This window comes from Agromyces aurantiacus (assembly GCF_016907355.1).
Taxonomy (GTDB): Bacteria; Actinomycetota; Actinomycetes; order Actinomycetales; family Microbacteriaceae; genus Agromyces; species Agromyces aurantiacus.
Map to the genome: position 1 here is coordinate 3216651 of NZ_JAFBBW010000001.1, position 18029 is coordinate 3234679.

Sequence of the window (18029 nt, forward strand, 5' to 3'; positions counted from 1 at the left end):
TCGGAGGATCACCCCAGATGACCACCGCACCCGCGCCGATCAGGGCGAAGCAGCGCCCCGGCGACCGCGTCTTCTCGAGGTCGGCGGTCTTCGCCGGCTCGATGATCCTCATCACGCTCGCGGCCGTCGCGACGTTCCTGATCGTCCAGAGCATCCCTGCGCTGTTCGCGACGAACGAGGACGCCTCGCTGCTCGAGGCGGACTTCTGGTCGTACGTCGGCCCGCTGGTCTTCGGCACCGTCTGGGCCGCCGCCCTGGCGCTGCTCATCGCCCTGCCGATCTCGATCGGCATCGCGCTGTTCATCTCGCACTACGCTCCGCGCCGGCTCGCCTCGGTGCTCGGCTACATCGTCGACCTGCTCGCCGCGGTGCCCTCCGTCGTGTTCGGCCTCTGGGGCATCGGCGTGCTCGCGCCGGCCGTGCAGCCGCTGTACTCGTGGCTCGTCGAGAACATGGGCTGGTTCCCGCTCTTCTCCGGCCCGGTGTCCGGCACCGGCCGCACCATCCTCACCGCCGCGATGGTGCTCGCGGTCATGGTGATCCCGATCATCACCGCCATCTGCCGCGAGATCTTCCTGCAGACCCCGGTGCTGCACGAGGAGGCCGCGCTCGCGCTGGGCGCGACCCGCTGGGAGATGATCCGGATGGCGGTCCTGCCGTTCGGCCGTCCCGGCATCATCTCCGCGGCGGTGCTCGGCCTCGGCCGGGCGCTCGGCGAGACCATGGCGGTCGCCATGGTGCTCTCGGCCACCGGCGCCGTCACGTTCCAGCTGCTCACCTCGGTCAACCCCTCGACGATCGCCGCGAACATCGCGCTCAGCTTCCCCGAGGCGTACGGCCTGAACGTCAATGTGCTGATCGCGACCGGGCTCATCCTCTTCATCGTCACCTTCGCGGTGAACGCGATCGCCCGATGGGTCGTCGCCCGCCGTGCCGACTTCTCGGGAGCGAACTGATGACCACGACCGTCACTCCGCCCGAGATGCGGTCCCCCGCATCGCCGGTGACGAACTCGCTCACCGCGGGCAAGCTGCCCAACGGCGCGCCGTGGATGGTGCTCGGCGCGAGCCTGCTCGTCTCCGCCGGCCTCTTCGGCGTGCTCGCGTTCGCCGGCGCCGAGTTCAACTGGGTCGGCATGCTCGTCGTGGCCGCCCTCGTCTACGTGATCACCATCACGCTGCTCTCGCGCATCGTCGAGGGACCGCGCAAGGCCACGGACCGCTTCGTCACCGCGCTCGTCACCGGGGCGTTCCTGCTGGCGATGATCCCGCTGGTGTCGCTCTCGATCACCGTCGTCTCGTTCGGCCTCGCGAGGTTCGACGCCGAGTTCTTCAGCTACTCGATGCGCAACGTGACCGGCGAGGGCGGCGGCGCACTGCACGCCATCGTCGGGACCCTGCTGATGACCGGCACCGCCGCGCTCATCTCGATCCCCATCGGCCTGATGACCTCGATCTACCTCGTCGAGTACGGCCGCGGACGCCTGGCCCGGGGCATCACCTTCCTCGTCGACGTGATGACCGGCATCCCCTCGATCGTGGCCGGTCTCTTCGCCTACGCGCTCTTCGCGATCTTCTGGGGGCCCGGTACGCGCACCGGCATCGCTGGCGCGGTCGCACTCGCCGTGCTCATGATCCCGGTCGTCGTGCGGTCCAGCGAGGAGATGCTCCGGCTCGTGCCGAACGAGCTCCGCGAGGCGGCCTACGCGCTGGGCGTGCCGAAGTGGCTCACGATCGTCAAGGTCGTGCTGCCCACCTCCATCGCCGGCATCACGACCGGCATCATGCTCTCGATCGCGCGCGTGATCGGCGAGACCGCACCGCTGCTGATCGCGGCGGGCTTCACGCAGAGCATGAACTACAACCTGTTCGACGGGCGCATGCAGTCGCTGCCCGTGTTCGTCTACACGCAGTACGCCAACCAGGGCAACCCGCCCGAGGCCTACCTCGACCGCGCCTGGGCGGCCGCGCTCACCCTCATCCTCATCGTCATGGCGCTGAACCTCATCGCCCGCCTCGTCGCGCGGTTCTTCGCCCCCAAGTACGGTCGCTGACCCCGCGTTCACGCAGTAAGGAAAACCGTGTCCAAGCGCATCGAGGTCCGAGACCTCAACGTCTACTACTCCAAGTTCCTCGCGGTCGAGGGCGTGTCGCTCGAGATCGAGCCGCGCAGCGTGACCGCGTTCATCGGCCCGTCCGGCTGCGGCAAGTCCACGTTCCTCCGGACGCTCAACCGCATGCACGAGGTGATCCCCGGCGCCCGCGTCGAGGGCGAGGTGCTGATCGACGGCAACAACCTGTACGACCCGCAGGTCGACCCGGTGCTCGTGCGTCGTCAGGTCGGGATGGTGTTCCAGCGCCCGAACCCGTTCCCGACGATGTCGATCCGGGAGAACGTGCTCGCCGGCGTCAGGCTCAACAACCGCCGCATGTCGAAGTCCGACGCCGACGAGCTGGTCGAGAAGTCGCTGCAGGGCGCGAACCTGTGGAACGAGGTCAAGGACCGCCTCGACCGGCCCGGCTCGGGCCTGTCGGGCGGCCAGCAGCAGCGCCTCTGCATCGCGCGCGCCATCGCGGTCTCGCCCGAGGTCATCCTCATGGACGAGCCGTGCTCGGCGCTCGACCCGATCTCGACCCTCGCGATCGAGGACCTCATCGAGGAGCTCAAGCAGGAGTACACGATCGTGATCGTGACCCACAACATGCAGCAGGCCTCGCGGGTCTCCGACAAGACCGCGTTCTTCAACATCGCGGGCACCGGCAAGCCCGGCAAGCTCATCGAGTACGACGACACCACGACGATCTTCTCGAACCCGTCGGTCAAGGCCACCGAGGACTACGTCTCGGGCCGCTTCGGCTGATCGGCGCGCACGCCGCGCACGGCCCGGTCCCCCTGCGGGGCCGGGCCGTCGGCGTCTCAGTCGCGCGGGCCCAGCAGGTAGGCGTTCAGCTGCGCCGTCGCGGCGTGATCGACGGGCATCGGCGCGCCGTCGAGCTCGACGATCGGCGCCGCCATCCGCACGCTCGAGACGAGCCACGCGGCATCCGCCCGCCGAAGGTCGTCGACCGTCAGGTCGCGATACTCGACCGTGCGTCCCTGCGCGTGCAGGTGCGCGAAGATGCTGCGCTGGGTCGTGCCGTGCAGGATGCCGGCCGCGGGCGGCGGCGTCACCCAGTCGTCGCCGAAGCGTGCGATCACGCTCGAGGTCGGCCCCTCGAGCACGTACCCGTCGGACGAGGTGAACACGGCGTCGTCGGCGCCGCGGCGCTTCGCCTCGCGGATCGCCGCCATGTTGGCGGCGTAGCTCAGGGTCTTCGCGCCGAGCAGCAGCCACGGCGCCCGCTCCCCCGCGCCGCGAGCGACACCGCGATCGAGCGTGACGACGCGGATGCCCTCCTCGCGGGCGGCGCGGAAATCGGCACCCGGCGTGACGTGCACCCAGCCCGTGGGCGTGGTGCCCGGGTCGATGCCGCGGCTGAGCGCGAGCTTGAGCGCGAACTCGCCCTGGCCGGGCACGCGCTCGGCCGCTCGCGTGATGACGAGCCGCCACTGGTCGAGGTTCGGCTCGGGCAGCTCGCACAGCTGCGCCGAGTTCGCGAGGCGCGCGAGGTGCGGCTCGACCTCCTGCACGTGCCCGTCGACGATCGCGAGCGTCTCGAACACGCCGTCGCCGCGGTGCGGCGCGAGGTCGTTGACCGCGAGGGCCCCGGACCCCGGCTCGATCTCTCGGAACGACGCCTCGAGGAACTCGGGCGTCGCACCCACGGGAAGCGGATCGACGAGGAACGAGACGGTGTCCGGCACCCTCTGATGCTACGACTCCGAGCCGTTCGGCGGCATGCCGGAATCGATGCCGGCGGGTCGCGGGCAGGGAAATGGCCGGCCGCAGAACGCCTCTCGGCGCGAGGCCGCTCGAAGCGGCGAATATTGGAGCCCGGGGTTACTGCGACCGGCCACGACCAGTGTAAACGAGGCGCCGGGGTCGCCTATTCCACGGGCCGCCATTCGGACGGGATGCCCAGACGCCCGGGGCCTCCGGGCGTGTCGGGGAGCGGATGTCGCAGGGCGGCGTGCGGCGACGCGCCCCGGTCAGGTGGCCTCAGTCGAGGCTCTCGTGCCGCCACAGCCGCGCGCACGCGGCGAGCTCCTCGGCGAGCGACGAGAGGCGCAGGGCACGACGGGTGAGCAGGCCCGGGCGATCGGGGTGCGCGGCGTCCGCGGCATCCGCGTCGTCGGCCAGGCTCGCGAACCCGGTCGAGGCGACCCGGCAGAATGCGGCCGCGCGCTCGAGCGCGGCCGCGAAGTCGCCCGAGAACACGCCGCGGAGGATCACGTCGGCGAGCTCGCGCACCTCGGCGGGGCCGGCGGGCGTGGGCGCTCCGGCGACGACCTGGTCGATGGTCCGCGACACCTCGGTGCCGCGCTGGAATGCCAGGCTCACACCCGCGGCATCCTGGCGGATCATCGTGCGCAACAGGTAGATGCGCCACAGCGCACCCGGCAGGCTCTTCGCCGACGCCTGCGACCACAGCTCGGCGATCGCGTCGATGCCGTGCTCGTCGGTGTACGACACCAGCCGCGCGACGACCTCGGGATCGGGGTCGGCGCGCACGCGCGAGAGCACCGCCGCGGCGGTGTCGTGCGCGACGCGGCTCACGTGCGCCGGGTCCTCGGCGCCGAGGTATCCCTCGAACATCGTGGGCGGGAAGCGCGTCGGCCGGTGGAAGTCTGCGGTCATCGCGGGCCACGATACCTCGGCGCGCCCGCATCGGCCCCATGTTCCGCCTTCGGCGGAATCGGCTCGCCAAGCCCGCTCGGCGACGGGTGGTCACCCGACGCCAGCTCTGAGGAAGGCGGCGGCCTCCGCCATCGCGCGGAGCCGCATCGCCGACCGCCAGTCGGATTCCATTCGTTGGTACGTGACGATCGCATGGCAGTTGCGACAACGGACATCGCATTTGGCGACCTCAGCGGCGATTCGTTGCAGCGCATGGCCGTCCTGTGCGAGCTTCATCACCTCTGCGCCCTTCTCGGCGCTGTCTCGATGATCGAAGTCGAGCACCCGGATGTCGTCCTCGCCGCAATCGACGCATGGATGGGTGATCAGGTGACGACCGACGAGTTCCAACGCGCGAGCTCGCCGCTCACCCTTCGACGCAACGATGCGCCGGACATGCGCCTCGCGATTGCGGGCGTAGTACGCACGGGCGTTCTCGCGATTGCACTCGCGGCAGAACGGCTGGAGGCCATCTCGCGATCGGGATCGACGGTTGTATTCCGACGTGGGCTTAGACTGCTGGCAGCGGCCGCAACGTTTCGTTCGCGTCACATCGCCCCCGTAGCTCAGAGGCAGAGCAGCTGACTTTTAATCAGCGGGTCGGGATGTCGGAATTCCCCGGGGGCACCACCGCTCGCCGAGGAGCCATGTCCGATGGCGCAGCGACGCACCGTGAGATCATCCATGGGACGACGCTAGCTGGAGCCGACGACATCCCGACGGCGTCGATGCGCGCCGAGCGTGCGCGACTCACGGGGCCAGGTTCGGCTCGACCGTCACGCCGAAGGTGTGGCGGAGCGCGCTGCGCGCGGCGTGCCATCCGGCCAGGCCGTGCACGCCGGGGCCCGGCGGGGTCGAGGCCGATGCGAGGTACAGGCCGCGCAGCGGGGTGCGCCACGGGTCCGGCGAGACGACGGGCCGGCGCACGAGTTGCAGCATGGTGGGTGCGCCCGAGGCGATGTCGCCGCCGATGTAGTTGGCGTTGTCAGCCTGCATCTCAGCTGCCGAGCGCGCCGACGCGGCGAGGACGAGGTCGCGGAACCCTGGTGCGAAGCGCTCGATCTGTCGGGTGACGGCCTCGGTCGGGTCGAGCGTCGACCCGGCGGGCACGTGCGTGTAGGTCCAGAGCGTGTGCTGCCCCTCCGGAGCTCGGGTGGGGTCGAGGATCGACGGCTGCGACACCAGAACGTAGGGTGACGCCGGATGACGCCCGCGCGCCACCTCGCGCTCGCCCGCCGCGATCTCGTCCCGCGTGCCGCCGAGGTGCAGCGTGCCCGCCTCGGCGAGCGCCGCGCTCGCCCAGGGCACGGGCCCCGAGAGCGCGAAGTCGACCTTCGCCGCGGCGTTGCCGTAGCGGAACCGCCCGAGCGCCCTCCGGTAGCGGTCGGGGAGGCGGCGGCCGGCGATGCGCGCGAGCGCGCGCGGGGTGACGTCGAGCAGGACGGCGCGGGCGCGCGGCAGCGCCCCGAGGTCGTCGATCGCGGCATCCGTCACGACCTCGCCCCCGTGGGCGACCAGGTCGTCGACGAGCGCGCCGACGATGGCGCCGCTGCCGCCGACCGGGATCGGCCAGCCGCGCGCATGCGCGTGCATCGTGAGCACGAGTCCGGCCCCAGCCGTCGCGAGACCCGGCATCGGGCGGATGGCGTGCGCCGCGACGCCGGTGAGCATCGCCGGCGCGACCTCGTCGCGGAACCGCGCATTCCACGCGGGCGAGCCCTGCTCGAGGGCGGCGAGGCCGAATCGCGCGGCCACGAGCGGATGGCGCGGCGCGCGCACCAGGGTCGACCCCGTGAACTCGGTCACCTCGTCGTCGTACGCGACGAGCGGAGCGAGCAAGCGCGCGTAGGCGCGTCCGTCACGGCCGAGCTCGTCGGCGGTGCGGTGCAGGTCGCGCCATCCGAGGCCGGCCCGGCCGCCGTCGAGCGGGTGCGCGTAGGACAGCTCGGGCACGCGCAACTCGATGCGACGCTCGAGCCCGAACGCGCGGAAGAACGGCGACGCGAGCGCCATCGGGTGCACCGCGGAGCAGACGTCGTGGCGGAAACCCGGGAGGGTGAGCTCCGCCGTGCGCGCCCCACCGCCCGGCTCCGAGGCGGCCTCGTAGACGCGCACCGACAGGCCGGCGCGGGCGAGCGTGACCGCGGCCGCGAGCCCGTTCGGTCCCGACCCGACGACGACCGCGTCGGGCGTCATGCGCCCGTGCCTCGGCCCCGTGCCCGGTCTGCGATCCGAACGGCCGCCCACACGATGCCCGCCGCGGCGAGCGCGCCGGCCGCTCGACGATGGCCGGTCACGCGGAGCCGCGGCGACCGGCGGACTGCGTCGCGCCCGGAGACGCTGCGCGCTCGGCCGGGCGTCGGCGGCCACGGGCTGGCGGGAGGCATGCCACCATCATGCCGCGCGCCCCGGGGCATCCGGCGGCCGAATCGCGTGGAGCCGGCGTCGAGGTCGTCCGCGACGCCGCCGAGCCGACCAGCCGTCGGTCCCTCGCGCGGCGTCACGTCGCCCCGCCCGCCCTGCCGGATGCCGCCTCCGGCGGCCGAGCACGCCATCGCCCCTCGGCGAGATGCGCCAGACGGCCCAGCGTCTCACGGTTGCGGACCCGGAGCATGGGCTCCCGGATGAACGGCGGCACGAACCGGCCGGGTCCCTCCGCGGGCTCCTCGGTGATGCGGACGAGGCACCCAGCACCTGCGGGACGCACCTCGACCTCGACGTCGGCCTCGCCGATGGGCCAGCCGCGCGCGCGGAACGACGCCCGTCGTGGCGGCGCCCAGGAGCGGCTCGAGGTCGTGTCGTCGATGACGAACGGCCACACGCCGAACGAGTGGTGCAGTTGCGCGCCCGGAGCCGGCCAGTCGGCGCCGACCCCTCGGATGCGGCTCGCGCCGACGACCCACGCGGGGTAGAGCCACCCGTCGGCCAGCACGTCGAACACCGCCTCCGGCGGGCATGCGAACCGTCGGACGTTCCGCGACATCCGGACCTCCCCGGCGGGAACGGCTCGGTCGTCCGATCCCGTGCGGCCGATGGTACGGTCGCCCGCCGGGACTGCCGAGGGGGTTGACCCCGGTCACCGCCCGGGCACCGCCCGGCGGGGTCGCGGGCGTTCGAGGCCACGTCGCCCCGCCACGGCGGCTCCTCCCCAGGTTCCCCTTCCGCGCCGCTGCCGTGCGGTGGACTGAGCGTACGCGCTCATCGCACGCGCACCTACACCCTCGAACAGGGGATGGACGCGGTGGCGATCGTGGAACGAACTCAGGACCCGCCTGCCGCGACGGACCGCGGATTCCTGCGGCGTGCCGGTCAGCCCACGAGCCGCCGGAGGCCGCCCATGAGGGCGACCCGCTCCGCCGAGCTCCGTGCGAGCGGCGTGACCGTCAGCGTCGTCACGCCCGCCGCCGCGAACGCCGCGATGCGCTCGCCCACCTCGGACGCCGAGCCGATCAGCGACACGGCGCGCACGAGCTCGTCCGGCACCGCCGCGATCGCCTCGTCGCGCCGGCCCGCCAGGTACAGGTCCTGGATCGTCGCGGCATCCTCGGCGTAGCCGTAGCTGGCGACGAGGTCGTTGTAGAAGTTCTTGCCGCGTGCGCCCATGCCGCCGATGTAGAGCGCCAGGTTGGGCTTCACGGCCGCGATCGCGGCGGCCGCGGCATCCGCTCGATCGGTGATGGCCAACGCCGGGCTCGCGAAGACGTCGAGGTCGCCGAGCTCGGGAGCGCGCCGGGCGAGGCCCGCGTCGAGCGACGCCCCCCAGACGTCGCGCGCCCGCTCGGGGTGGAAGAACATCGGCAGCCAGCCGTCGGCGATCTCGGCGGTCTGCTCGACCGACTTCGCGCCGAGCGACGCGACCGTGATCGGGATGCGCTCGCGCACGGGGTGGTTGATGAGCTTCAGCGGCTTGCCGAGGCCCGTGCCCTCGCCCTCGGGCAGCGGGATGCGGTAGTGGCGGCCCTGGTGGACGACGGGCTCGCGGCGCCACGTCATGCGGCACACGTCGATGATCTCGCGCGTGCGGCCGAGCGGCGCGTCGTACTTCACGCCGTGGAACCCCTCGATCACCTGGGGGCCCGACGCCCCGATGCCGAGCTCGAAGCGCCCGTCGGAGACGTAGTCGAGGCCCGCGGCGGTCATCGCCGTGAGCGTGGGCGTGCGCGTATAGAGCTGCAGGATGCCGCTCATGAGCGTCATCCGCGACGTGCGGGCCGCGAGGAACCCGAGCTGGCTGACCGCGTCGAACGAGTACGCCTCGGGGACCGCGACGAGGTCGACGCCGGCGGCCTCGAGCTCGGCGACCTCGTCGGCGACCTCGCGGAAGCCTCCGGCGTAGTTCAGGAACATGCCGACGCGCATGCAGCACTCCTCGTCGTCGTGGGGTGGTCGGGTCGGCCGGCGCGCGGCGCGGCCATCACGACCCTAGCCGACGATGAGCGGACCGCACGGCGCGTACGGACTCGCATCCGCCGGGGCGCTGGCCGGGGACGGATGCCGCGACGCGCCCGATCCCCCGGGAGGCGCCGCGGCATCCGGGTCTCAGGTCTCGAACGCGACGATCGGGACGGTCGTGGGTTCCTCGGATCCGCCGGCGGGCTCCACCGTCACCCCGACGAGCAGGCCCGGCTCGAACTCGCCGTCGAGCACGACGTACGCGGCGCCGCGCGACGGATCGAAGGTGCCGGCGGGCATCGCGCCGTCGGCGTCGATGTACCAGAGCTCGTACGTCTGGTCGTCGCCGACGTCGGGCAGGTCCTGTGCGCGCACGGCCGAGCGGCCGAGCTCCTCGGACCAGACGAGCGTGATCTCGCCGCCGCCCTCGGCGGGCGACGTCGCCGTCTGCGCATCGGGCGCGCTCGCGATCGCCTGCACCTCGCGCTGGGCGCCCCAGCCGGCCGGGCCGACCCAGTTGAGGCCCACGACGGCGCCCGTGACGAGCACCGCCACCGCGGCCACGGAGGCGGCGATGGCCAGCGGGCGCTGGAACCAGCGGCGACGGGCCGCGTGTTCGACCGGGCCGACACGCTCGCCGGGCCGGGCCGCGTCGCCGGGGACGACCGGCGCCGCCGGGCCGATCCGGTCGGCCGGTTCCCCACCGGCGAGGCCGAGCGCATCGAAGGGATCCTCGGCCGGCGCGGTCGGGACGGCCGGCCCTCCCGCCTCGGCCGGCTGCGCCGGCGCCTCGGGCTCCGCCGCCTCCGCCATCCCGGCCGCCCCGGCCTGCGGCGCGTCGTCGAGCCGCGCGAACACCGCGGCCTTCAGCGACGGCGGCGGGGCGACGGGAGGCGCCGCATCGGCGAGCAGGCCCGCGGCCGCGCGGTACGCCTCGACCTCGGCGCGCGCGTCGGCCGACTCGGCGAGCCGGCGTTCGACGAGCGCGCGCTCCTCGTCGGTCACCGCATCGAGCGCGTAGGCGGCGAGCAGGTCGTCGGGGTCGACGGGGCCCGGGCGACCGGGGAGGTCGGGTCCGGTCATGCGGTCACCCCCAGGAGTCGGCGCAGGCGGATCATGCCGTCGCGCAATCGGGTCTTCACGGTGCCGAGCGGCACGCCGAGCCGCTCCGCGATCTCGGCCTGCGTCAGCCCGCCGTAGTACGCGAGCGCGACGCACTCGCGCTGCTGCTCGCTGAGGCCGGCCAGCGCCTCGTGCGCGCGCTCGTGCTCGATGCGCACCTCGGCGGATTCGGCGACCGTGTCGACCGGCACCTCCACGTCGCGCGCGCCGATGCGCAGGTCGCGATCGTGCGCGGACTGCGCCGAACGCACTCGGTCGACCGCCCGCCGGTGCGCCATCGTGAACATCCACGAGAGCGCGGCGCCGCGATCGGCCATGAACCGCGGTGCGGTCTGCCAGATCTCGAGGTAGACGTCCTGCGTCACCTCCTCGGCCTGGGCCGGGTCGACGACGAGTCGGCGCACGAGCCCGAAGACGCGCGCGGCGGTGCGGTCGTACAGCTCCGCGAACGCGGCGCGGTCGCCGCGACCGGTGGCCTCGAGCAGGTGCTCGAGGGTCGCCTCGGATGCCGCGGGCTCGGAGATCGCGTCATCCACGCGTCCCAGCATGGCAGACGACGACGCGCGGCGCTGTCGGATGCGCGGTGCGGGCCGGATCGGTGCCGGGGCGGTCAGCGTGACGGACATGGGTGCGGGGCTCCTCGGAGGGGTCGCCGGTGATTCGGCGCCGCCGGCGTCCGGGATTGCCGCCGCGATCGGATCAGATGCCGCCCTCGGTGGCCTCGCCGCGGGCGACGCGCCGGCGATGCTCGCGGATCCGGGCGATGCGCCGCACGACGAACACGACCACGGCCAGCACGACGGCGACGACCACGGCGAGCTGGAATCCGTCGGCCCAGGGCTCGACGAGGTGCCAGTTCTCGCCGAGCGCGTAGCCCGCAAGCACGAACACGGTGTTCCAGAGCGCGCTGCCGAGCGTCGTCAGGGCGAGGAACAGCCCCACGTGCATGCGCGTGACGCCCGCGGGCACCGAGATGAGCGAGCGGAACAGCGGCACCATCCGCCCGAAGAAGACCGCCCGTCGGCCGTGCCGGAGGAACCACGCCTCGGTGCGGTCGACGTCGGCCACGTCGACGAGCGGCACGGCCTTCACGATCGCGCGCGTGCGCTCACGACCGAGGAGGGCGCCGACGGCGTAGAGCACGAGCGCCCCGACGACCGAGCCGAGCGTGGTCCAGGCGAGCACCTCGGCGAGCGTGAAGGAGCCCTGGCTCGCGGTGAAGCCGGCGAGCGGGAGGATGACCTCGCTGGGCAGCGGCGGGAACAGGTTCTCCAGCGCGATGGCCAGGCCGGCGCCGGGGGCGCCCAGCGTCTCCATGACGTCCACGGCCCACCCGGCGAGACCGGTGGGCTCGGATTCGGCGGCGGCGGTTCGGATCGCGATCGTCGTCGTCATGCGTCCGACGCTACGCGGGCGCGCCTGAACGGCCGGTGGACGCCTGGCGCGGCCGCGATGGACGAGGGTCTGACGCACCCGTCGCGCGCGCACCCAATCCGGCTGCACGAGGGCGCCGAACACCCCGATGACGGCCCCGAGAGGCGGGCCGCACACCGAAGGAGAAGACCGATGCGAACCACGTTCCGCTCGCACCGCACCGCCCTGGCCGCATTCTCGATCGTGGCCGTCGCCGCGCTCGGCCTCGCCGGCTGCAGCGCCGGGAGCTCGGCCGAGACCGAGACCGACGACGAGAGCTCCATGAGCGAGGAGCCGATGGCGTCGGAGGACATGCAGGCCGACCCCGCCGCGAACCTCGTCGGCCCGGGCTGCGCCGCGTACGCCGAGGAGGTGCCCGACGGCGCCGGCTCCGTGGCGGGCATGGCCGAGGACCCGGTGGCGGTCGCGGCATCGAACAACCCGCTGCTCACCACGCTCGTCTCGGCCGTCTCAGGACAGCTGAACCCCGACGTCGACCTCGTCGACACGCTCAACGGCGACGAGTTCACGGTGTTCGCACCGATCGACGACGCGTTCGCGAAGATCGACCCCGCGACGATCGAGTCGCTGAAGACCGACAGCGCGACGCTCACGTCGATCCTGACCTATCACGTCGTGCCCGGACAGCTCTCGCCCGACGAGGTCGTGGGCACGCACACGACCGTCCAGGGCGGCACCGTCGAGGTCACCGGCTCGGGCGACGAGCTCATGGTCGACGACGCGAACGTGATCTGCGGCGGCGTCATGACCGCCAACGCGACCGTCTACCTCATCGACACGGTGCTGATGCCCCAGTGACCGGATGACGCGGCGCACTGCCGGCAGAGGACGCTGAAGGCGCCCGGGGGCGAGCCCACGCCCCGGGCGCCTTCAGCCTGTTCGGAGCCGGATGCGGGAGGCTGGTCCTCCGAGAGAACGGAGCGACGCGCATGCCCTGGAGCCTGGTCCTCGACATCGCGCTCGTCCTCGTCCTCGTCGCCGCGCTCGTGCACGGATGGCGCGCCGGCCTGCTGCGGAGCCTCGGCGGGCTGCTCGGGCTCATCGCGGGCGGCGTCGCCGCCTACATCGCGATGCCCTGGGTGGTCTCCTTCATCGCCGCGCCGGAATGGCGCGCGCCGGTCGCGATCGCGGTCGCGCTGCTGCTGCTCATCGCCGGCGTGACCCTGGGCGCCTCGCTCGGGCGCGCGCTCCGCCGCGGTGCCGATGCGGTGAAGCTCGGCGTCGTCGACCGCGTGCTCGGCGCGATCGTGAACACCATGGTGACGGCGTTCGTCATCGCCTTGGTCGGCGCGGGCGTCGCCACGATGGGCGTGCCCGTGGTCTCCCCCGCGGTCGCCGGATCCTGGGTGGTGCGCGGCATCGAGCAGGTCACGCCGCAGCCCGCGCGCGCGCTCATGGCCGAGCTGCGGACCGCGACGGTCGGCCAGGCGATCCCCTGGCTCGTCGGCGTGCTCGACGGGCCGACGGTCGCCCCGGAACTGCCGAGGGGCGGCGTCGACGACCCGGAGCTGTCGGCGGCGGCCGCCTCCGTCGTGCGCATCACCGGCCTGGCCTACGAGTGCGGGGGCAACCTCACGGGCTCGGGCTTCGTCGTCGGCGATGACCGCGTGGTCACGAACGCGCACGTCGTCGCGGGCGTCGACGACCCGATCGTCGAGGCGCCCGGGCACGAGCCGGTGGCCGGACGGGTCGTCGCGTTCGACGCCGAGCAGGATCTCGCGGTGATCGCGACCGACGGCCTCGACGTTCCGGCACTCGAACTGGCCGAGCCGCCCGCGGCCGACGCCGATGTCGCGGTCGTGGGCTACCCGTTCGGCGGTCCGCTCGAGCTCCGGCCGGCGCGCGTCATGGCGACCGGCCCGATCACCATCGCGATCGACGGCGAGACGTCCTCGCGCGACGTGGTCACGCTCGCGGCCGACGTCGACCACGGCAACTCGGGCGGCCCGGTGCTCACGGGCGACGGGCAGGTCGGCGGCGTCGTGTTCGCGAAGTCGCAGACCGTCGACAACGTGGGCTTCGCGATCCCCGTGGGCACGCTCGAGCCGTTCGCCGAGGAGGCGCCGTCGCTCAACGAGCGGGTCGACTCCGGCAGCTGCGTGGGCTGAGCCGCTACTCCGCGGTGAACCCCGCGAAGCGGATGCCCCAGCTCAGCTCCCACTGCTCGCCCGGGTCGAGCCAGCGCAGGCCCTTGCCCGAGTTGAACGCGTCGGCGGGCGCGGTCATGGGCTCGACGGCGATGGCCTTGGTCTCGCCGGGGTAGCTCTCGGTCGTGTACACCTGCACGTACGCGAACTCGTCGTCGGCCCAGATCGACACCGAGCGGCCGTCGGGCGCGAGCAGCGTGTGCTCGACGGTGCCGTCGACGGCCGCCAGGCCGCCGAACGCGTCGTCGAGCTGCACGTCGCCCACGCGACGACCCTCGCGGAAGTCCCACTCGGTGTCGTCGACGGGGACCTCGCCGGTCGGCAGCAGGCGGTCGTCGACCTCGATGTGGGTCGAGGCGTCGAGGCGCAGCACCAGGTCTTCGGTCGGGACGCCGCCGATCTTGAGGAACGGGTGCGTGCCCACGGCCACGGGCGCGGCCTCGGCGCCGAGGTTCTCGAGGAAGTGCGTGACCTTCAGGCCGTCGGAGACCAGCTCGTACCGGACCGCCGTGCGCACCGTGAACGGGTAGCCCATCTGCGGGTGGATCGTCGCGGCGAGCGTGACGGAGTCGCGCTCCTGCTCGACGGGCGTGTACTCGGCGTAGCGGAGCAGGCCATGGATCGCGTTGTCGCGAGCCGGCTCGGTGATCGCGAGCTGGTACTCGTGGCCGTCATGGCGCCACACGCCGTCGCGGATGCGGTTGGGCCACGGCACGAGCACGATGCCCGAGCCCGAGGGCGGGGTCTCGTCCTCGCCGTAGGGCGGGACGAGGTCGATGTCGTTGATCGAGAGCGTGCGGAGTCCGGCGGCGACGGCGGTGATGGTGGCTCGCACGTCTCCGGTGGAGGTGGACGTCTCGAGCACGAACTGGTCGCCCGTGGGGTGCGTCATGCAGACCACCTTAGGGCCGCTCGGACCCCTCTGCGACGAGCACCTCGACCCCGACGTCGCGGAACTCGCCGACGAGCACCGCCGGCGCCGCGGCATCCGTCACGAGCGTGTCGAACGCGTCGAGCGGGGCGATGCGGCCGAGGTGGACCTCGCCGAGCTTGGAGGCGTCGGCCACGACGACGGCGCGGGCCGCACGCCGGAGCATGAGCGCCTTGACGGCGGCCTCCGGCAGGTTGGCGTTGGTCACGCCCATGCGGGCGTCGACGCCGTTGCACCCGATGAACGCGAGGTCGACGTGCACCTCGTCGAGCACCGAACCGGCGAGCGGGTGCACGAGCGAGTGCTGGCGGGGGCGGAGCGTTCCGCCCGTGACGACGACCGTGAACCGCGGGATCTCGGCCTCGAGCTCGAGCGCGATCGAGAGCCCGTTGGTGAGGATGGTGAGGTCGTCGAGGTCGCTGCGGGCGCGGAGCGCGCGCGCGACCTGGAGCGTCGTCGTGCCGACGTCGAGGATGATGCTCTGTCCGCTGCGTACGAGGGAGGCGGCGAGTTCGCCGATCCGCTGCTTGGGCACGACGGAGGCCGCGAGCGCCTCCTCGAAGCTGGGCTCGCGCTCGGGCCGGGCCTCGGCCGCCGGCCCGCCGCCGACGGGCACGGCGCCGCCGTGGACCCGGCGGACGAGGCCGCCGCGCTCGAGCACGTCGAGGTCGGCGCGCGCGGTGACGGGCGTCACGCCGAACGACTCGCTGAGCTCGACGACGCGCACGAACCCGCGCTCGGCGACGAGGTCGGCGGCGAGCGCGCGCCGCCGCGCCGCGGTCAGTTCGGGGTCCATACGGCCATTGTCGGCTTCGTCATTCGACTTTGCAATACGAAACACCCTTGTTTCTCAAACGAAAACGACGTACCGTAGCGCCGTGCACCACACCGAACCCGGCATCCTCGACCCGCGCATCGCCGTGCGCCGCTCGACGCTCGCCGACGGACGCGAGCTCATCTACTTCGACGACGCCGACACCGCGCTCCCCGCCGAGCGCGCGATCGACGCGCGCGCCCTCGACCCGCGACCGGCGACCGCCGAGATGCGCCAGGACCCGCTGACGGGCGACTGGATCTCGGTCGCCGCGGCCCGCCAGAACCGCGTGTTCCTCCCCCCGGCCGACGCCGACCCGCTCGCGCCGCAGACCGAGACGAACCCGTCCGAGATCCCGAGCCTGTACGACGTCGCGGTGTTCGAGAACCGCTCGCCGTCGTTCGGGCCCGACCTGCCCGGATGGGCCGGCCCCGCGGATGCCGCGGCCGCCTCCGCCGCCCTCGCCGACGTGCGCGCGGTCGGTCTCGAGCGCCGGCTGCCCTCGCACGGTCGCTGCGAGGTCGTGTGCTTCAGCCCCGAGCACGAGGGCTCGTTCGGCACCCAGACCGTCTCGCGCGCCCGAACCGTCATCGAGGCCTGGGCGCACCGCACCGCGGCGCTCTCGGCCCTGCCGGGCGTGCAGCAGGTCTTCCCGTTCGAGAACCGCGGCCGCGACATCGGCGTGACGCTGCCGCATCCGCACGGCCAGATCTACGCCTACCCGTACGTGACGCCCCGCACCGAGCGACTGCTCGCGGCGATCGACGCGTACGGGCCCGGCCTGCAGGCCGACCTGCTCGCCCGCGAGCGGAACGGCGAGCGCGTGCTCCTCGCGGGCGAGCACTGGACCGCCTACGTGCCGTTCGCGGCGCGCTGGCCGATCGAGGTCCACCTCGTGCCGCACCGGCACGTGCCCGACCTCGCAGCGACCGACGAGGCCGAGCGCGCCGAGCTCGCGCGCGTCTACCTGCGGCTGCTGCGCGGACTCGACCGGCTCTACGACACGCCGACGCCGTACATCGCCGCGTGGCACCAGGCGCCCGTGCACGAGCGGCGCGACGAGGTGCGCCTGACCATGCAGATCACGAGCCCGCGCCGCGGCGCCGACCGGCTGAAGTACCTCGCCGGGTCCGAGGCCGCCATGGGCGCCTGGATCGGCGACGTCCCACCCGAGGCGCAGGCCGCGGCGCTGCGCGATGCGATCGAAGGAGTCGAGCTGTGACCGACCACGTGGCATCCGCCCAGCACGGATTCGCCGAGCAGTACGGGCGGCGCCCCGCCGGCGTCTGGTCGGCGCCCGGGCGCGTCAACCTCATCGGCGAGCACACCGACTACAACGACGGGTTCGTCTTCCCGTTCGCGATCGACCGCCGCACGACCGTCGCGCTCGGCGACCGCGACGACCGGCTCGTGCGCGTGGCCTCCACCTTCTCGCCCGACGTGGTCGAGGTGCACCTCGACGAGCTCACGCCCGACGCGGTGAGCGGATGGGCCGCCTACCCGCTCGGCGTCGTGTGGGCGCTCGGCGAGTTCGGCGCCGACCTCGAGCACGTGCGCGGGGTCGACCTGCACATCGACTCCGACGTGCCCGTCGGCGCCGGGCTCTCGTCGTCGGCCGCGATCGAGTGCGCTGTCGCGCTCGCGCTCGACGAGCACTGGGGACTCGGCTTCGATCGTCCGACGCTCGCGAAGGTCGGCCGCCTCGCCGAGAACCGCGTGGTCGGCGCCCCGACCGGCATCATGGACCAGTCGGCGTCGCTGCTCGGCGAGGCCGACGCGGGCGTGTTCCTCGACTGCCGCAGCCTCGACGCCGACGTGATCCCGCTCGGCTTCGCCGAGGCCGGGCTCTCGCTGCTCGTGATCGACACGCGCGTCAGCCACACGCACGCGACCGGCGGCTACGCCGCACGCCGCGCGTCGTGCGAGACCGGCGCACGCCTCCTCGGCGTCGAGTCGCTTCGCGACCTGCGCCCCGACGACCTCGGCCGCGCCGAGGAGCTGCTCGACGACGAGACCTTCCGCCGCGTGCGCCACGTCGTCACCGAGGACCAGCGCGTGCTCGACACCGTGCGCACGCTGCGCGAGCAGGGGCCCGGCGCGATCGGCCCGCTGCTCGACGCGTCGCACGTCTCGATGCGCGACGACTTCGAGATCTCGGTGCCCGAGCTCGACCTCGCCGTCGAGACCGCGCAGGCGGGCGGCGCGATCGGCGCGCGCATGACCGGCGGCGGATTCGGCGGCGCCGCGATCGCGCTCGTGCGCGACGACCTCGTTCCGGCCGTCACCCGGCAGGTGCAGGAGGCCTTCGCCGCACGCGGCTTCCGCGAACCGGCCGTCTTCACCGTGCACGCCGCGCAGGGCGCCCGCCGCGACGCGTAGCCGGCCGGCGGGCGCGCGTTCGAGAGCGCTCGG

18 protein-coding genes and 1 tRNA gene are annotated in these 18029 nt (G+C 73.2%); 8 read left to right on the forward strand and 11 right to left on the reverse strand.

Annotation, left to right across the window (positions count from 1 at the left end; genetic code table 11):
* Positions 1–17: 17 nt before the first annotated feature.
* The 3 genes from pstC to pstB are packed head-to-tail and all read left to right on the forward strand — an operon-like array spanning position 18 to position 2860.
* Positions 18–956: a phosphate ABC transporter permease subunit PstC gene (pstC, locus tag JOD46_RS15230; RefSeq protein ID WP_204395344.1), complete on the forward strand. Its 939-nt coding sequence runs from the start codon at positions 18–20 to the stop codon at positions 954–956.
* Positions 956–2053 (forward strand): phosphate ABC transporter permease PstA, encoded by a 1098-nt coding sequence (gene pstA / locus JOD46_RS15235; RefSeq protein WP_204395345.1) that lies wholly within the window; start codon positions 956–958, stop codon positions 2051–2053. The genes pstC and pstA overlap by 1 nt, the downstream gene beginning before the upstream one ends.
* Positions 2054–2080: 27 nt before the next feature.
* Complete coding sequence (pstB, locus tag JOD46_RS15240; RefSeq protein ID WP_204395346.1) at positions 2081–2860, forward strand: phosphate ABC transporter ATP-binding protein PstB; 780 nt, start codon at positions 2081–2083, stop codon at positions 2858–2860.
* Between the two features lie 56 nt (positions 2861–2916).
* On the opposite strand, the gene JOD46_RS15245 is transcribed toward pstB, so the two are convergent.
* The 3 genes from JOD46_RS15245 to JOD46_RS15255 all read right to left on the reverse strand — a co-directional run bounded on the left by JOD46_RS15245 (position 2917) and on the right by JOD46_RS15255 (position 5329).
* Positions 2917–3804 carry an aminodeoxychorismate lyase gene (locus JOD46_RS15245; protein ID WP_204395347.1) on the reverse strand — a complete coding sequence of 296 codons (888 nt, stop codon included), beginning with the start codon at positions 3802–3804 and terminating at the stop codon, positions 2917–2919.
* Between the two features lie 295 nt (positions 3805–4099).
* Positions 4100–4738 carry a DNA-directed RNA polymerase subunit beta gene (locus JOD46_RS15250; protein ID WP_204395348.1) on the reverse strand — a complete coding sequence of 213 codons (639 nt, stop codon included), beginning with the start codon at positions 4736–4738 and terminating at the stop codon, positions 4100–4102.
* A 90-nt stretch (positions 4739–4828) separates the two neighbouring features.
* Positions 4829–5329: a hypothetical protein gene (locus JOD46_RS15255; RefSeq protein ID WP_204395349.1), complete on the reverse strand. Its 501-nt coding sequence runs from the start codon at positions 5327–5329 to the stop codon at positions 4829–4831.
* 3 nt (positions 5330–5332) lie between these two features.
* Between JOD46_RS15255 and JOD46_RS15260 the strand changes: the two genes are divergently transcribed.
* Positions 5333–5407: transfer RNA gene (locus tag JOD46_RS15260), tRNA-Lys, on the forward strand.
* A 120-nt stretch (positions 5408–5527) separates the two neighbouring features.
* Here the strand turns inward: JOD46_RS15260 and JOD46_RS15265 are convergent.
* The 6 genes from JOD46_RS15265 to JOD46_RS15290 form a co-directional block, all read right to left on the reverse strand.
* Positions 5528–6973, reverse strand: coding sequence for a phytoene desaturase family protein (locus JOD46_RS15265; RefSeq protein ID WP_204395350.1), 1446 nt, complete (start codon positions 6971–6973; stop codon positions 5528–5530).
* 304 nt (positions 6974–7277) lie between these two features.
* Positions 7278–7760, reverse strand: coding sequence for an SRPBCC family protein (locus JOD46_RS15270; RefSeq protein ID WP_204395351.1), 483 nt, complete (start codon positions 7758–7760; stop codon positions 7278–7280).
* A gap of 326 nt (positions 7761–8086) precedes the next feature.
* On the reverse strand, positions 8087–9136 hold the full coding sequence (locus JOD46_RS15275; protein ID WP_204395352.1) for an LLM class F420-dependent oxidoreductase: 1050 nt from the start codon (positions 9134–9136) through the stop codon (positions 8087–8089).
* Positions 9137–9316: 180 nt separating this feature from the next.
* Positions 9317–10252, reverse strand: coding sequence for an anti-sigma factor (locus JOD46_RS15280; RefSeq protein ID WP_204395353.1), 936 nt, complete (start codon positions 10250–10252; stop codon positions 9317–9319).
* The gene (gene sigK / locus JOD46_RS15285) at positions 10249–10839 is read right to left on the reverse strand and encodes an ECF RNA polymerase sigma factor SigK (protein ID WP_204395354.1); all 591 of its coding nucleotides are present in this window, start codon (positions 10837–10839) and stop codon (positions 10249–10251) included. Before sigK ends, JOD46_RS15280 begins: the two co-directional genes overlap by 4 nt.
* A gap of 151 nt (positions 10840–10990) precedes the next feature.
* Positions 10991–11686: a DedA family protein gene (locus tag JOD46_RS15290; protein WP_239562801.1), complete on the reverse strand. Its 696-nt coding sequence runs from the start codon at positions 11684–11686 to the stop codon at positions 10991–10993.
* Positions 11687–11857: 171 nt separating this feature from the next.
* On the opposite strand from JOD46_RS15290, the gene JOD46_RS15295 reads away from it, so the two are divergent.
* Both JOD46_RS15295 and JOD46_RS15300 read left to right on the forward strand, forming a co-directional pair.
* The gene (locus JOD46_RS15295) at positions 11858–12523 is read left to right on the forward strand and encodes a fasciclin domain-containing protein (protein WP_204395355.1); all 666 of its coding nucleotides are present in this window, start codon (positions 11858–11860) and stop codon (positions 12521–12523) included.
* A 131-nt stretch (positions 12524–12654) separates the two neighbouring features.
* Positions 12655–13833: a MarP family serine protease gene (locus tag JOD46_RS15300; RefSeq protein ID WP_204395356.1), complete on the forward strand. Its 1179-nt coding sequence runs from the start codon at positions 12655–12657 to the stop codon at positions 13831–13833.
* Between the two features lie 4 nt (positions 13834–13837).
* On the opposite strand, the gene JOD46_RS15305 is transcribed toward JOD46_RS15300, so the two are convergent.
* Both JOD46_RS15305 and JOD46_RS15310 read right to left on the reverse strand, forming a co-directional pair.
* Positions 13838–14764, reverse strand: a complete 927-nt coding sequence (locus tag JOD46_RS15305; protein ID WP_204395357.1) for an aldose 1-epimerase family protein — start codon at positions 14762–14764, stop codon at positions 13838–13840.
* Between the two features lie 10 nt (positions 14765–14774).
* Positions 14775–15599 carry a DeoR/GlpR family DNA-binding transcription regulator gene (locus tag JOD46_RS15310; RefSeq protein WP_204395358.1) on the reverse strand — a complete coding sequence of 275 codons (825 nt, stop codon included), beginning with the start codon at positions 15597–15599 and terminating at the stop codon, positions 14775–14777.
* Between the two features lie 82 nt (positions 15600–15681).
* On the opposite strand from JOD46_RS15310, the gene galT reads away from it, so the two are divergent.
* Positions 15682–16839 (forward strand): galactose-1-phosphate uridylyltransferase, encoded by a 1158-nt coding sequence (galT, locus tag JOD46_RS15315; protein ID WP_204395359.1) that lies wholly within the window; start codon positions 15682–15684, stop codon positions 16837–16839.
* Positions 16836–17996 (forward strand): galactokinase, encoded by a 1161-nt coding sequence (galK, locus tag JOD46_RS15320; protein ID WP_307835064.1) that lies wholly within the window; start codon positions 16836–16838, stop codon positions 17994–17996. The genes galT and galK overlap by 4 nt, the downstream gene beginning before the upstream one ends.
* Positions 17997–18029 lie beyond the last annotated feature (33 nt).